Source organism: Patulibacter sp. (assembly GCF_030655195.1).
GTDB lineage: Bacteria > Actinomycetota > Thermoleophilia > Solirubrobacterales > Solirubrobacteraceae > Patulibacter.
On record NZ_JAURWA010000065.1, the window covers coordinates 1 to 14454 of the forward strand.

13 protein-coding genes are annotated in these 14454 nt (G+C 74.3%); 7 read left to right on the forward strand and 6 right to left on the reverse strand.

The window, feature by feature from the left end:
- A partial coding sequence (locus Q7T67_RS06925) for an alpha/beta fold hydrolase (RefSeq protein WP_304787387.1) occupies positions 1 to 493 on the reverse strand: 493 nt, incomplete at its 3' end.
- 54 nt (positions 494 to 547) lie between these two features.
- On the opposite strand from Q7T67_RS06925, the gene menD reads away from it, so the two are divergent.
- Positions 548 to 2401: a 2-succinyl-5-enolpyruvyl-6-hydroxy-3-cyclohexene-1-carboxylic-acid synthase gene (gene menD / locus Q7T67_RS06930; protein ID WP_304787389.1), complete on the forward strand. Its 1854-nt coding sequence runs from the start codon at positions 548 to 550 to the stop codon at positions 2399 to 2401.
- A gap of 14 nt (positions 2402 to 2415) precedes the next feature.
- On the opposite strand, the gene Q7T67_RS06935 is transcribed toward menD, so the two are convergent.
- Positions 2416 to 3069, reverse strand: a complete 654-nt coding sequence (locus Q7T67_RS06935) for a glutathione S-transferase family protein (RefSeq protein WP_304787391.1) — start codon at positions 3067 to 3069, stop codon at positions 2416 to 2418.
- 165 nt (positions 3070 to 3234) lie between these two features.
- Between Q7T67_RS06935 and Q7T67_RS06940 the strand changes: the two genes are divergently transcribed.
- Genes Q7T67_RS06940 through Q7T67_RS06955 form a run of 4 tightly spaced genes read left to right on the forward strand, consistent with a single transcriptional unit; the run spans position 3235 to position 7689 of the window.
- Positions 3235 to 4425: an ROK family transcriptional regulator gene (locus Q7T67_RS06940; protein WP_304787393.1), complete on the forward strand. Its 1191-nt coding sequence runs from the start codon at positions 3235 to 3237 to the stop codon at positions 4423 to 4425.
- 22 nt (positions 4426 to 4447) lie between these two features.
- A complete protein-coding gene (locus Q7T67_RS06945; protein WP_304787395.1) occupies positions 4448 to 5578 on the forward strand; it encodes a sugar ABC transporter substrate-binding protein in 1131 nt (376 codons plus the stop codon).
- Positions 5579 to 5581: 3 nt separating this feature from the next.
- The gene (locus Q7T67_RS06950; protein ID WP_304787397.1) at positions 5582 to 6433 is read left to right on the forward strand and encodes an ATP-binding cassette domain-containing protein; all 852 of its coding nucleotides are present in this window, start codon (positions 5582 to 5584) and stop codon (positions 6431 to 6433) included.
- Entirely contained in the window at positions 6430 to 7689 is a 1260-nt protein-coding gene (locus tag Q7T67_RS06955; RefSeq protein ID WP_304787399.1) for a sugar ABC transporter permease, read from the forward strand. Before Q7T67_RS06950 ends, Q7T67_RS06955 begins: the two co-directional genes overlap by 4 nt.
- A gap of 54 nt (positions 7690 to 7743) precedes the next feature.
- On the opposite strand, the gene Q7T67_RS06960 is transcribed toward Q7T67_RS06955, so the two are convergent.
- The 4 genes from Q7T67_RS06960 to Q7T67_RS06975 all read right to left on the reverse strand — a co-directional run bounded on the left by Q7T67_RS06960 (position 7744) and on the right by Q7T67_RS06975 (position 12184).
- Positions 7744 to 9204: an isochorismate synthase MenF gene (locus tag Q7T67_RS06960; RefSeq protein ID WP_304787401.1), complete on the reverse strand. Its 1461-nt coding sequence runs from the start codon at positions 9202 to 9204 to the stop codon at positions 7744 to 7746.
- Positions 9205 to 9331: 127 nt separating this feature from the next.
- Positions 9332 to 9883, reverse strand: a complete 552-nt coding sequence (gene ilvN / locus Q7T67_RS06965) for an acetolactate synthase small subunit (protein WP_026912256.1) — start codon at positions 9881 to 9883, stop codon at positions 9332 to 9334.
- Between the two features lie 2 nt (positions 9884 to 9885).
- On the reverse strand, positions 9886 to 11580 hold the full coding sequence (gene ilvB, locus Q7T67_RS06970) for a biosynthetic-type acetolactate synthase large subunit (RefSeq protein ID WP_304787404.1): 1695 nt from the start codon (positions 11578 to 11580) through the stop codon (positions 9886 to 9888).
- A 136-nt stretch (positions 11581 to 11716) separates the two neighbouring features.
- Positions 11717 to 12184 (reverse strand): hypothetical protein, encoded by a 468-nt coding sequence (locus Q7T67_RS06975; RefSeq protein ID WP_304787406.1) that lies wholly within the window; start codon positions 12182 to 12184, stop codon positions 11717 to 11719.
- 91 nt (positions 12185 to 12275) lie between these two features.
- On the opposite strand from Q7T67_RS06975, the gene Q7T67_RS06980 reads away from it, so the two are divergent.
- Positions 12276 to 12731, forward strand: a complete 456-nt coding sequence (locus Q7T67_RS06980; RefSeq protein ID WP_304787408.1) for a hypothetical protein — start codon at positions 12276 to 12278, stop codon at positions 12729 to 12731.
- 6 nt (positions 12732 to 12737) lie between these two features.
- A partial coding sequence (locus tag Q7T67_RS06985) for a DUF2079 domain-containing protein (RefSeq protein ID WP_304787410.1) occupies positions 12738 to 14454 on the forward strand: 1717 nt, incomplete at its 3' end.

Genomic DNA, 14454 nt, shown 5'->3' on the forward strand with positions numbered 1-14454 from the left:
CGGCCGCCAGCGCCTCGCGCTGTGCGGCCCGCGCGGCCGGCGGGTCGCCGTCCCACAGCGGCAGCTCGGCCCAGCGGTCCGCGAAGGCCTCGAGCCCGTCGCGCTCCAGCCGCGCCGCCTGCGCCTCGTCCGAGGCGCGGCGGGCCGCCCGCTCCCCCTCGTCCTCGATGCCCGACGTCGACGACACCAGCACCACCCGCTCCACGAGCGCGGGGTGCGCGAGCGCCAGGTGCAGGCCCACCCGGCCGCCGAGCGAGTAGCCGGCGATCGTCGCCCGACCCGACGCCGCCGACGCGGCCGCCGCCGAGAGCTCGGCCGCCAGGTCCTCGAGCACCGACGGCAGGTCGACCGGCCGACGGGCCGCCGCCGCGCCGTGGCCGCGCAGGTCCGGCGCGACGACCCGCACCCGGTCCCCTGCGGCCGCGGATACCGCGTCCCACGAGGCGCCCGAGCCGCCGAAGCCGTGGAGCGCGAGGACGACGGGGAGGGGCACGACGCGCAGCCTGCCAGAGCCGCGCCCGCCGTCGCGCTCTGGGACGATCCGGGGGTGGCCGCTCCCGACTCCCCGCCCCGAGACGGCCACGGAAGCCGTCGCCTGATCAGCGCGCTGATCGACGAGCTGGTCCGCGGCGGGGTGACCGACGCCGTGACATCGCCCGGATCGCGGAACACGCCGCTGCTGCTCGCCCTCGCGCGCCACCCCGGCCTGCGCACGCACGCCGTGATCGACGAGCGGACCGCGGGGTTCGTCGCACTCGGGATGGCGAAGGCCTCGGGGCGACCCGTCGTGCTCTGCTGCACCTCCGGCAGCGCGGTCGCCCAGTACGTGCCGGCCGTCGTCGAGGCCCACCACGCGCGCCTGCCGCTGCTCCTGCTCACCGCGGACCGGCCCGCCGAGCTGCGCGACGTCGGGGCGGGCCAGACGATCGACCAGCTCGCGCCCTTCGGTTCGATCCTGCGGTGGCAGCACGAGGCCGCGATCGACACCGCCACCCCGGCGACCGTCCGCTACGCCAGGACCCTCGCGGCCCGGGCGCTCCACGCCGCCGCCGGCGACGGGTCCACGGCCGTCGGGCCGGTGCAGCTGAACCTGCCGCTCCGTGAGCCGCTCGTCGTCCCCGACGCCGAGGACGACGGGCCCACCGCCGACGCGGTCGCCCCGCCGCGTGAGGGCTCCGCGCCGTGGGTGCGCCGCACCGGTGGCGGCGGGCAGCCGTCCGACGAGGCGGTCGGACACCTCGGCGGCCTGCTCGCCGCGCGCCCCCGCGCCGTGGTCGTCGCCGGCCGGCACGAGGAGGAGCCCCGGCTCGGGCCCGCGCTCGCGGCGCTCTGCGAGCTGCTGGCCGTCCCGCTCCTCGCCGATCCCCTCTCCGGCGCGCGGCGCGGGCGCGCCGCCGTCGGGCGGTACGACGCGCTGCTCGCCGCCGGCGCCGACCCGACCGGGCCCGTCGGCGTCCCCGAGCTCGTCGTCCGGCTCGGCGACCTCCCGACGAGCAAGCCGCTGCGCGCCTGGCTGGCCGGGCTGCCCGCCGACGTCCCGCAGGTGCACGTCAGCGCGGACGGGGCGTGGCAGGACCCCGACGGGGTGCTGTCCGACGTGATCGTCGCCGCGCCCCTGCCCCTGCTCGAGCGCCTCGCGCCGCGGCTGGCCCACGCCGAGCGCGACCCGGAGTGGCTGGCCGCGTGGTCGGCCCTGGACGCGCGGGTCGCGGCCGCCCAGGCCGCGGTGCTCGACGACGCCGACGAGACCGACCCGCCGACCGAGCCGTGGCTGGCCCGCGAGCTGACCGCGCTGCTGCCCCCGGCCGCCACGCTGCTGGTCGCGGCGTCGATGCCGGTCCGCGACGTCGAGGGGTACATGGCGCCGCGCGACCAGGTGCGGGTGCTCTCCAACCGCGGGGCGAACGGCATCGACGGCACGATCGCGACGGCGTGGGGGCTCGCGCTCGGACGTCGACCGGACGACGGCGACGTGGTCCTCCTGATCGGCGACGTCGCCCTCCAGCACGACGTGGGGTCCCTCCTGGCGGCGGGTCGCGCCGGCGCGGACCTCACCGTCGTCCTCGTCGACAACGACGGCGGCGGCATCTTCCACTTCCTGCCCGTCGCGGCCGGCGGGGGACCGGACGTCGAGCGTCTCGTGATGACGCCGACCGGCCTCGACGTCGCCGCGATCGTGACGGCCGCCGGCGGCACCCTGCACCCCGTGGACCGACGCACGGACCTCGTGCCGGCGCTGCGTGCCGCGGCGGCCCACCGCGGCCTCTCGGTCCTCCACGTGCGGACGGACCGGGTGGCCAACCGCGAGCTGCACCGACGGCTCGGCGACGCCGTCGCGGCGGAGCTCTCCTCGCCCGAGGGCGACGTCCTCGCGCCGGGCGACACCGCGCCCTCGGAGTAGCGGCGCGGCGGCCGTCAGGCGCGCGGCCGCGCGTCGACGCGCGCCACCCAGGCCGTCAGCCGCGGGTGCGATGCGTCGTCGAACGCCCCCAGCTCGTGGAGGACGCGGTGGAACGGGTCCTCGTCCCCCGGCTCGGGGGCGTGCGCGCCGAACCGCAGGAACGGGTGGGCGGTGACGTCGCAGATGCCGAAGCCGTCGCCGCCGAGGTGCTCGAGGCCGTCGAGACGCTCCTCGAAGCGGTCCAGCCAGCGGCGCAGCCGCTGCGTGTCGTCCCCCACCGCGCGGGCCTCGGAGCCGCTGAGCCGTCCGTGGTCGAAGTCCACGGGACCCAGGAGCGCGGCGAGCCGGTTGGGCGGGCCCTTCCAGACCTCGTTGAAGCGGTGGCAGAAGACGTCGGCCAGCGCCGCGTCCCCGGGGTCCGACGGCCACAGGCTCGGTTCGGGGAAGCGCGCCTCGATCCACGCGAGGATGCGCGGCGAGTCGATCACCACCTCGTCGTCGGCCAGGAGGACGGGGACGAGGTCCTGGCCGCTGGCCTCGCGGACCACGCGCCGGTCGTCGGGGTCGACGTCGACCCAGTCCACCTCGAGCGCCTTGTGGCCGGCGGCGAGCGCGATCCGGTCCACGTTGGTCGAGTGCGGGACCCGCAGGATGCGGAGGTCGGCCATCCCGTGATCGTACGTGGTCGGCCGGGCCGCCCGCGCGAGGCACCGATACGCCGTATCTGTCGAAAAGCGACAGTAGATACCGGCGTATTCGCGTGGATTCGGACGGATCTGGACGAAACCTCTTGACGGCCGCTGATCGCGGGTGTTGTATGGCGCGGCTTCATGGTGACCGACGGCACACACCGACCCACCCGCGGGTCGTCGCAGCGGATCGTCGACGCGCTGCGGTCCGGGGCGGAGGTCACCCGCGGCGAGCTCGCCGACCGGACCGGGCTGTCCCGCGCGACGGTCTCGGCCCTGGTCCGCGACCTCGAGCGCGACGGCCTCGTGGCGCTCGGCACCGGCGAGCCGGCGGTCGGCCGCACCGGCCGCCGCCCAGAGGTCGTCCGGCTGACGCGTCGCGCCGGCGCGGTCCTCGGCGTGGACTTCGGGCACGAGCACGTCCGCGTCGCGGTCTCCGACCTCGCCGGCAACGTCCTGTGCGCGCGCAGCGCCCGGGCCGACGTCGACCGGGGCATGGAGTCGGCCCTGGCGGTGGCCCGGCGCCTGAGCGACCTCGTCGCCGAGGAGGCCGGCGTCGACCGGAGCGAGCTGCTCGCGTGCGGGGCGGGGGTCCCGGCACCGGTCGACCGCGCCACGGGACGGATCGGCTCCACGTCGCTGCTGCCGAGCTGGTCGGGCACGACGCTGACCGCCGCGCTCGAGCAGGTCCTGGAGATGCCCGTCGTGGTCGACAACGACGCCAACCTCGGGGCGCTCGGGGAGCAGGCCGCCGGTGCCGCCCGCGGGGTCGACGACGCGATCTACGTCAAGGTCTCCTCCGGCGTCGGCGCCGGCCTGATCAGCGGCGGGCGCCTGCTGCGCGGCAGCACCGGGATCGCCGGCGAGATCGGCCACGTCGCCGTCGTCCCCAACGGCGTCCCGTGCCGCTGCGGCGGGCGGGGCTGCCTCGAGACGATCGCCTCGGCGCCGGCCGTCCGCCGGCAGCTGCTGCAGACCACGGGCCACGCCCTGCCCGGCGACGACCTGTTGCGTGCGCTGTCCGACGGCGACCCGCGCGTGACGCGGCTGCTCGCCGACGCGGGGCGCAGCATCGGACGCGTCCTCGCGGCGGCGTGCCACCTGCTCGACCCCGCCGTGATCGTCCTCGGCGGCGATCCCGCGTTCTCGACCGAGCCCGTGCTGTCCGGTCTGCGCGAGGAGCTCGACCGCCACCGGCTCCCCGGGGCCGGCGGCGACGTCCGGATCCTGCCGGCGCAGCTCGGTCACCAGGGCCAGGTCGTCGGCGCGCTGCGCCTCGCGGCCCGGTCGCTGGACGGCCGCGCACCCCAGAACTTCTCACCCATCACCACGTAATCCCCTGAGGAGGAGAGACCTCATGAGTTCCAAGACGCTACGCACCGCGCTCACGCTCGGCGCCATCCTGCCGGTCACGCTCGGCCTGGCCGCCTGTGGCGGCGACGACTCCGGATCGGACTCCGGCAGCAGCACCGCCGCGAGCGGCGGAGGAGGCGGCAAGAAGATCGCCCTCCTGCTCCCCGAGTCGAAGACCGCCCGCTACGAGGCGCAGGACCGCCCGGGCTTCGAGAAGGCCATCAAGGCGCTCTGCGCCGACTGCGAGGTCATCTACTCCAACGCCGACCAGGACGCGTCGAAGCAGCAGAGCCAGGCGGAGTCCGCCATCACCAACGGCGCCGACGTGCTCGTCCTGGACCCGGTCGACGCCGCGTCCGCCGGCGCGATGGTCACCCGTGCCAAGCAGTCGAAGATCCCGGTCATCTCGTACGACCGCCTGGTCGCCGACGTGCCCGTCGACTACTACATCTCGTTCAACAACGAGAAGGTCGGCCAGCTGCAGGGCCAGTCGCTCGTCAAGGCGCTCGGGGACCCGAAGGGCAAGTCGATCGTGATGATCAACGGCGCCCCGACGGACTCCAACGCGGCGATGTTCAAGAAGGGCGCGCACTCCGTGCTCGACTCCTCCGGCGTGAAGATCGCCAAGGAGTACGACACGCCCGACTGGTCGCCGGACAAGGCCCAGACGCAGATGGAGCAGGCCATCACGGCCGTCGGCAAGGACAACATCGACGGCGTGTACGCGGCCAACGACGGCACCGGCGGCGGCGCGATCGCGGCCATGAAGGGCGGCGGCATCGACCCGACGAAGGTCCCGGTCACCGGTCAGGACGCCGAGCTCGCCGGCATCCAGCGCATCCTGCTGGGCGAGCAGTACATGACGGTCTACAAGGCCCCGAAGCCCGAGACCGAGGCCGCGGCGAAGCTCGCCTACGCCCTGGCCACCGGCAAGGGCGCCCCCGCGGGCCTGATCAACGGCGAGACCGACAACGGCGCCGGCATGGTCAAGTCGGTCCTGCTGGACCCGGTCGCGGTCACGAAGGACAACATCAAGGACACCGTCGTCGCCGACGGCACCTACACGACGGCCCAGCTCTGCAAGGGCAAGTACGCCTCGGCGTGCAAGGCCGTCGGCCTCAGCGAGGCCCGCTGAGCCATGAGCACGCAGACGCAGGCCGACGCCCCCCGGGCGTCGGCCGGCGCCGGCCCGCTCCTGCGCCTGCGCGGCGTCACGAAGCGGTTCGGTGCCGTCCAGGCTCTCGCGGACGTCGACCTCGACGTCCACGCCGGTGAGGTCGTCGCCCTCGTGGGGGACAACGGCGCCGGCAAGTCCACGCTGATCAAGGCCATCTCCGGCGTCGGTCCCGCCGACGAGGGCACGATCGAGTGGAACGGTCACAACGTCAAGATCGGTGCGCCGGGCGACGCCACCGGCCTGGGGATCGCGGTCGTCTACCAGGACCTCGCCCTCTGCGACAACCTCGACGTCGTCGCCAACCTGCACCTCGGGCGCGAGACCCGGCGCGGCCCGTTCATGGACGAGATCGCCATGGAGCGCGAGGCCCGCAGCCTGCTGGACTCCCTCGCGGTGCGCACGCTGCGCTCCGTCCGCGCCGAGGTCGGCATGCTCTCCGGCGGCCAGCGACAGACCGTCGCGATCGCCCGCGCCATGACCGGCGACCCGAAGATGGTCATCCTCGACGAGCCGACCGCCGCTCTGGGCGTCGCCCAGACCGAACAGGTCCTGGCCCTCGTGTCGCGCCTGCGCGAGCGCGGGCTCGGCGTCATCCTCATCTCCCACAACCTCGCGGACGTCTTCCAGGTCGCCGACCGCATCGAGGTCCTGCGCCTGGGCCGCAACGGCGGCTCCTACGCCGCCCGGCCCGACCAGCGCCAGGCGGTCGTCGCGGCGATCACCGGCGTCTCGGAGGACCACCCCGCGGTGGCCCCGGTCGCCGCGGCACCGTCCCCGAGCACCACCACCCACGACGACGGAGCACCGGCATGAGCACCGTCTCCCCCGCGCCCGCCGGCGGCCCCCCGCCCGCCGAGCAGCACGACCCCACCGCCTCCGCGGTCTCGCTCGAGGCCCGCGACGGCAGGCAGACCGGCCTCAAGGCGATCTTCGGCGGCGGCGAGGCGGCCTCGCTGCGCGTGCTGATCGTCCTGGCGCTGATCTGGATCGTCTTCACGATCGCCAACGACCGGTTCCTCACCGCCGGCAACCTCACGAACCTCACGCTGCAGGTCGCCGCCACCGGCACGATCTCCGTCGGCGTCGTGCTGGTGCTGCTGCTGGGCGAGATCGACCTGTCCGTCGGTGCGGTGTCCGGCGTCGCCGGCTCCGTCGTCGGCGTCCTCTCCGTCCAGCACGACTGGAACGGGTGGCTCGCCATCGTGGCCGCGCTGCTCGTCGGCGCGTCCATCGGCCTGCTGCAGGGCTCCATCGTCACGTGGCTGGGCATCCCGTCGTTCGTCATCACGCTCGCGGGTCTCCTGACCTGGCAGGGCGTGCAGCTGAAGGTGCTGGGCGAGCAGGGCACGATCAACATCAGCGACCCGGTCATCACGAACCTGGCCAACACGTTCCTCGCGGAGTCGTTGTCCTGGATCGTGGCGATCGTCGCGATCGCGCTCCTCGTCGGCGGCACGGTGCTCGGCCGGCGACGCCGGGCGGCGGCGGACCTCGAGCTGGAGCCGATGATCCGCCTGGTCGTCCGGCTCGCGTCGATCGCCATCGCGATCCTCGTCGCCGTCTACGTGGTCAACCAGGACCGCGGAGTGCCGGTCTCGCTGTGCATCCTGATCGGCCTCGTGATCATCATCGACGCCGTCGTGACCCGCACCCGCTACGGCCGCCACGTGCTGGCCGCGGGCGGCAACGAGGAGGCCACGCGCCGCGCCGGCATCCCGACGAAGCGCGTGAAGACGATCGTCTTCGTCCTCGCGTCGACGCTGGCCGCGGCCGGTGGCGTCCTGGCGGCCTCCCGCCTCCTGGCCGTCAACCAGTCCTCCGGCACCGGCGACGTGCTGCTGCTGGCGATCGCGGGTCCGGTCATCGCCGGCGTCTCGCTGTTCGGCGGCCGCGGTTCGGTCTGGGCCGCGCTCCTCGGTGCCCTGGTGATCGGCTCGATCTCCAACGGCATGGACCTGCTGGCGTTCGAGAGCTCGGTGAAGTTCATCGTCACCGGCGCCGTCCTGGCCGGCGCGGTCATCCTCGACGCCCTGGCGCGCAAGCGCCGGCTGTCGCAGGGACGCAGCTGAGGACCGCTCCGGGCGCGCGTCGCAGCGCGCCCGGAGCCGCCTCGAGTAGCCCTGCTACGCCGACAGGACGGGCAGCAGCGCCTGGAGCTTCGTCTCGGTCTCGGCCAGCTCGGCCGCCGGGTCGCTCCCGTCGACGACGCCGACCCCGGCGTAGCAGCGGGCGAGCTCGGGCTCCAGCAGCGCGGAGCGCAGGGCGACGGAGAAGTCTCCGTCGCCCGCCGCGTCGATCCAGCCGACGGGCCCCGCGTACCAGCCGCGGTCCATGCCCTCGAGCGCCGGGATCAGCGGCAGCGCCGCGGGCTCCGGGAAGCCGCCGACCGCCGGGGTCGGGTGCAGCCGCTCGACGAGATCGAGGACGCCCACCGACGACGCGAGGTGCGCGCGGATCGGCGTGGCGAGGTGCTGCGCGCTCGCGGCCTTCACGATCTCCGGCCTCGGCGCCGCGGTCGTCCAGATCGCGAGCTCGTCGAGGCGCGAGACGATCCGCCGGACGACGATCGCGTGCTCCTCGCGGTTCTTGGCGGACCGCAGGAGGTGCTCGCCGAGGTGCGTCTCGACGGCCGGGTCGCTGGAGCGCCCGGTGGTCCCGGCCAGCGCGAGGGTGGCGACGCGGTTGCCGGCGCGACGCACGAGGAGCTCGGGCGTCGCGGCGATGAACGTGCGGTCGCCACGGCCGACGGCGAGGACGGCACAGCCGTCGTAGGCGTCCCGCAGGACCCCGAGGACCGCCGCGGGGTCCGGGACGGGCCGGCCGGCGACCTGGACCTCGCGCGCGAGGACGATCTTCTCGAACGCGCCCTCGCGGATCATCCGCACGCCCGAGGCGACGGCCTGCTCGTAGTGCGCCGGGGGCAGCGCCGAGATCACGCGGGCCCGGGCCACCGGGTCGGGATCGAGCAGGGGCGGGCGCCCGGCGACCACCTGGTCGACGCGGGTCAGCGCGGAGGCGACGAGGCCCGCGGGGTCGTCGAAGGGCGCCACGCGGACGGCGATCGTGGCCCGCACGCGGCCGGCGCGGCCGGCGAGGGAGAGCTGCGGGACGACGAGCGACGCGGGCGCGAAGCCGTCCCACTCCCGGGTCCGGGCGCCGTCGTCGGCGAACGCGAAGCCACCCACCGCCACGAGGCCCTCGGCCTCCGCACCCCGGCTGGGGTCGCACGCGGCGTCCGCGGCCAGCGTGCTCCAGGAGCGCGCGACGGAGGCGAAGCGGGTCGGACCCTCGGCCTCGAGCGTGACGACCGCGCCGAGCGTCGCGAGGACCTGACCGTCGCGGTCGCGCTGACCGTAGACCGACCACGGCTCGCCGGTGCGACGGGCGCCGGTGATCGTGCCCATGGCGTCGAGGCCGTCCGGGGCGTCGACCGTGATCGCCGCGAGGACGGGATGCCCGGCGCGCTGGGCGCGACGCTGGGCGGTGCGCGCGTGACGCAGCAGGCGGTCGCGGTCGCGCGTGCTCAGCGGGACCGCGGGACGGCGATCGGTGCTGCGGGCCTCCGAGACGATCGTTCTGGCCACAACCACATCCTCCCACTCGCGGTGCTCGCCGTCCGCGCGTCCGGTCACAGGACGTACGGCGGATACCGGCCCTCCGCCGGGTGCGCCGCGGACCCGTGCGGGCCGCGCGCCGCCCGGCGGTGCGGCCTCAGGTCTCCTCGCGGCCGCGGGAGATCGCGACCTCGCCCGTGCGGATCATCTCGACCAGGCCGTACGGGCGCACGAGCTTCTCGAACGCCTCGATCTTGGACCGCTCGCCGGTGATCTCGGCGATGATCGACTTCTTCCCGATGTCGACGATCTTGCCGCGGAAGACCTCGGCCAGCTCGCGGATCTCGGAGCGCGTCTGCGGGTCGCAGGAGACCTTGAACAGCGCGAGCTCGCGGGCGACGGTCTCGGCCGGCTGCAGGTCCTTGATCTTCAGGACGTTGATCAGCTTGTGCAGCTGCTTCGTGACCTGGTCGATCGGCTGCGAGGCGCCGTCGAGCGTCAGCGTGATGCGCGAGATCCGCTCGTCGTCGGTCGGACCAACCGAGAGCGTGTCGATGTTGAACCCGCGGCGCGTGAAGAGGCCGGAGACGCGCGTCAGCACGCCCGGCTTGTTCTCCACGAGGACGGAGAGGACGTGCTTGCGGCCGCTGCGGACGGAGCCCGCCGCGTGCAGGTCGTCCAGGGACAGGAGCTCGTTCGTGTCGACCATGCTCAACCCACCATGTTCCGGGCGGCTTCGCCGGGCGCGATCATCGGGTAGACCTTCTCGTCCCGCGTGACGCGGACGTCGATGAAGGCCGGGCCCTCGGCCTCGAAGGCGGCGCGCAGGTCGTCCTCCAGGGAGGCGGACTCCGTCAGGCGCAGGCCGCGGATGCCGTAGGCGTCGGCGAGCTTGACGAAGTCGGGGAACGCCTCCTCGCCTCCGAACGTGTGCATGTCGACCTGGGAGTAGCGCTCCTGCCAGAAGAGCTCCTGCCACTGACGGACCATGCCGAGGTAGCCGTTGTTCAGGATCACGACCTTCACCGGGATGTTCTCCTGGCGGATCGTCGCGAGCTCCTGGATGTTCATCTGGATCGAGCCGTCGCCCGTGACGACGACGTTGAGCATGTCGGGCATGCCCATCTGCGCGCCGATCGCGGCCGGGAGGCCGAAGCCCATCGTGCCCAGGCCGCCGGAGTTGATCCACCGACGGGGCTCGGGGTAGTGGAAGTACTGCGCCGCCCACATCTGGTGCTGGCCGACGTCGGAGGAGATGATGGCCTCGCCGCCGGTGACGTTGTAGATCGCCTGGATGACCTGCTGCGGCTTGATCTCGCCGTTCTCACCGGGCTCGTAGGAGAGCGGGTGGCGGTCCTGCCAGGTGTGGATGCGCTGCCACCAGTCGTCCATCCGGGCCTTGTCGGCGTCGAGGGTGCGGTAGTCCTCGAGCAGCTTCGGCAGGATCAGCTTCGCGTCGCCGACGATCGGGATGTGCGCCGGGATGTTCTTCGAGATCTCGGCCGGGTCCACGTCGATGTGGATGTACTTCGCGCGCGGGGCGAACTCGGAGAGCTTGCCCGTGACGCGGTCGTCGAAGCGGCAGCCGATGGCGACGAGCAGGTCGGCCTCGTCGACGGCGTAGTTGGCCGCGCGGGTGCCGTGCATCCCGAGCATCCCGAGCCACTGTGGATCCGGGGCGGGGTAGGCGCCCAGGCCCATCAGCGTCGAGGTGATGGGGAATCCGCCCTCGCGGACGAGCTCGCGAAGGGACTCGTGGGCACCGGCGGAGATGACGCCGCCACCGGTGTAGAAGACCGGGCGGCGCGCCGCGGCCAGCGCACGGGCGGCCTGGCGGATCTGCTTGGCGTTGCCGGCGGTGCGGGGCTGGTAGCCCGGGAGCTGGACGTCCGTGACGGGCTCGTACGGGATGTCGGCCTTCGTCAGGTCCATCGGCAGGTCGACGACGACCGGGCCGGGACGGCCGGTGCTCGCGATGTGGAACGCCTCGTGGATCGTCCGCGGGATCTCGCGCGGGTCCGTGATGAGGAACGAGTGCTTCACGGCCGGCATCGTGATGCCGATCGTGTCGGCCTCCTGGAAGCCGTCCGTGCCGAGGAGCTCGGTGCGGACCTGGCCGGTGAAGAAGACGACGGGGACCGAGTCCATCATCGCGTCCATGATCGGCGTGACGAGGTTCGTCGCACCGGGGCCCGACGTGCCGAACGCGACGCCGACCCTGCCGGTGGCCTTCGCGTAGCCCTCCGCCGCGTGCCCGGCACCCGCCTCGTGGCGGACGAGGACGTGGTGGATGCCGGCGTCGTAGAACGCGTCGTACGTCGGGAGGTTCGCGCCGCCCGGGTAGCCGAACACGACGTCCACGCCCTCCGCCTTCAGGCACTCCATGATCGCGTCGACCGCTCGCATACGCCCGTCCTCCCCCCGGCTCGTGCTCGGGGACCGTGTTGAAGCACGAAGCCGTCCGGGTCGGACGGCCTCACGTGCCGATCGTATCAGCGGATACGCAGGCCCCGCCCTTCGCGGACGTGCCCACGGCCCGTCCTCAGCGGTCGGGAGAGGCGACCCCGGCGGCGGGCGCCACGGGTCCTTCGGCGTCCGGACCGTCGGCGGCGTGCTCGTACGGGTTCTCGGTACGTTCGTACGGGCTCTCGTCCTCGCCGTCGTCCGGACCGGGCCCGGAGGGGTCCTCGAGCGGCCGACCGTCCGGGCCGACCGCGACGACCGTGCCGCCCACCGAGCGGTAGCGCACCTCGGGGAAGTCGAGGTCCGTCCCGCAGCCCATGCACATCGTGTCCGTGATCGGCAGGAACCGGCCGCACCCGTCGCACCGGCGCCGCAGCTCGTGCCGACGGCCCGGGTAGACCACGGACGCGAGGAAGCCGAACAGCGGGAGGCAGGCCGAGATGAAGAACCAGAGCAGGAACGACCCGCCCTTGGAACGTCCCTGGAGGCCGCCCGCGATCCCGAACAGGGCGCAGATCAGCAGGAAGAAGGCGAACGACCCGTCCACACCATTAGCCTATCCCCTTCGGTCGTCACCCCGGACGGCCGGACATCACGACGCAGGAATGGGAACGACCACGTTCTTTCGCTGGGACAGCATGAGGGACCCGTCGTCCGTCCTCCTGGACGAACCGGTGCTCGTCGCGGCCCCCGTCTCGCCCGTCGCCCGGCGCGCTCCCGGCCACGGCGCCTGGGGCCACGAGCCCCTCACCGGCGCCCAGGTCCGGCTCCTCGCGGTGACCGCCACCCGCGTGGCGGTGCTGACGCTCGACCGCGACGTCGGCGGCCCGCACCTCTACCGCCCCCTGCGGGTCGAGATCGTCGTCCCCCGCTCCGAGGTCCGCGGCGTCCGGATGGGGGCGCTGCGCCCGTCGCGCCGCTTCACGATCGTCCTCGAGGGCGCCGACACCTGGCCGCTGGAGGTCTCGACCTGGGGCCGCCGGCTCTGGGGTCCCGTGCTGACCGAGCTCGGCCGGGTCGGCCCCGGCGAGAGCCCCGCGCGGGTCGAGCAGTCCTCGGACGGCCACGTCGTCTCCTCCGACGCCGGCGCGTAGCACCGCGTGCCGCGGCTCCCGTCGCCCGTCGGCCGGCGGGTCCGCGACCCCGGTCTCGTCCTCGTCGTCCTCGCGGCGGTCGTCCTCTTCGCCGGGTACGCCCTGTGGGCGTGGCAGCGCCACCGCTGGTACCTGACCTCGGGCTACGACCTCGGGATCTTCGACCAGGCCACCCGGCACCTCGCGCACGGCGAGGCCCCGGCGTCGTCGCTGCGCGAGGTGCCCAACCTGTGGGGCGACCACTTCCACCCGATCATCCTGCTGTGGGGGGCCGTCCGGGCGGTCTGGCCCTCCCCCGTGGCGCTGCTCGTCGCGCAGGCCGCGCTCGTGGCGGCGGCGATGGTGCCGCTCTACCTGCTGGCGCGCGACCGGGCCGGCCGCGCGGCCGGGGTCCTCCTCGCGCTCGCCTACGGCACCTCGTGGGGCGTGCAGCGGGCGATCGACTTCGACGTGCACGAGCTGGCGTTCGCGCCCGTCCTGCTGGCCACCGCGGTCCTGATGGCCGATCGCCGTCGCTGGCGCCTCTTCTGGGTCTCCGTGTTCCTCCTGCTGTGCGTCAAGGAGGACGTCGCCCTCGTCGTCGTCGCGTTGGGCCTGTGGCTGGCCATGGAGGGCGAGCGGGCCCGGGGCGCGATCGCCGTCGTGGCGGGGATCGCGTGGTTCGTCCTCGCGACGCGGTGGTGGATCCCCGGCCTCGGCGTCCAGGAGTTCACCTACTGGTCCTACTACCGCTTCGGCGAGGACGCCCCGAGCGCGATCGTCGCCGCCGTGACCCACCCGTGGCGGCTCGTCACGGTCGCGGTGGACCCGAGGGTCAAGGTCGACACGATGCTGGCCCTCGTCGTGCCGTTCCTCGTCGCGACCCCGTGGCTGACGCGGCTGGCGATCCTGCCCGTCCCCCTGTTCGCGGAGCGGTTCCTCTCGGACCAGTCCGTGTACTGGAGCACGTCGTTCCACTACTCGCTGCTGCCGACCATGACGCTGGCGATCGCGTCGGCGGGCGGCATCGCCACGGTGCGCCGTGCGCTCGAGCGCCGCGCAGCCAGGGCGACGGACGAGGGCCGAGCGCGCCGCTGGAGCCTGGCCGGGCGGCGCGCGCCCGCCGTCCTCGCCGGGGCGGGCCTGCTGGCCGGGACGATCGCGTGGTTCCCCGTCTACGGGGCGAACGGGTCCTCCGACCGGCCGCCGCTGGCCGCGCTCGCGACGTTGGAGACGCCGCCCCGCAACGTCGACCGGCACGTGCTGGACCGCGTGGTCGCGGCCGTCCCCTCGACCGGCTCGATCGCCGCGCCGCGGACGATGCAGCCGCACCTCACCGGCCGCGACCAGCCCGTCCACCTGCTCGAGAGCCGCGACGTCGGCCGCACACCGCACGTCACGACGGACGACAACGTCGTCGTCGACCTCACCGACCCGGCGCCGGGAGCCGTCGCGCTGCCCGACCGCGTGGCCGAGGTGGTCGACGCCACGGACGCCCGGCTGGCGGCCGGCGGCCTCGTGCCCGCCTGGGCGGACCCGGAGGGCTGGGTGGTCCTCCGGTCGCCGCGGGCGCCGGGAGGCGCGAGCCCGTTCGCCGGTCTCGGCCGCCTGCAGGGCGACGCGGCGACCGCGGTGCGGCGCGCGGCGAACGCCTGGGGCGCCGCCCTGCGAGGGACGGCCGGGCGCTGCTCGATCGGCTGCGACCCGTCCGCGACGGCCGAGCTCGCCGCGGCGGCCGCCGCGC

Bases quoted from the DNA above. Each gene is read 5' to 3' on its own strand.
- Q7T67_RS06945 (WP_304787395.1), top strand. From the start codon at position 4,448: ATGAGTTCCAAGACGCTACGCACCGCGCTCACGCTCGGCGCCATCCTG.
- Q7T67_RS06935 (WP_304787391.1), bottom strand. From the start codon at position 3,069: ATGGCCGACCTCCGCATCCTGCGGGTCCCGCACTCGACCAACGTGGAC.
- Q7T67_RS06955 (WP_304787399.1), top strand. From the start codon at position 6,430: ATGAGCACCGTCTCCCCCGCGCCCGCCGGCGGCCCCCCGCCCGCCGAG.
- ilvN (WP_026912256.1), bottom strand. From the start codon at position 9,883: ATGGTCGACACGAACGAGCTCCTGTCCCTGGACGACCTGCACGCGGCG.
- ilvB (WP_304787404.1), bottom strand. From the start codon at position 11,580: ATGCGAGCGGTCGACGCGATCATGGAGTGCCTGAAGGCGGAGGGCGTG.
- Q7T67_RS06980 (WP_304787408.1), top strand. From the start codon at position 12,276: ATGAGGGACCCGTCGTCCGTCCTCCTGGACGAACCGGTGCTCGTCGCG.
- Q7T67_RS06950 (WP_304787397.1), top strand. From the start codon at position 5,582: ATGAGCACGCAGACGCAGGCCGACGCCCCCCGGGCGTCGGCCGGCGCC.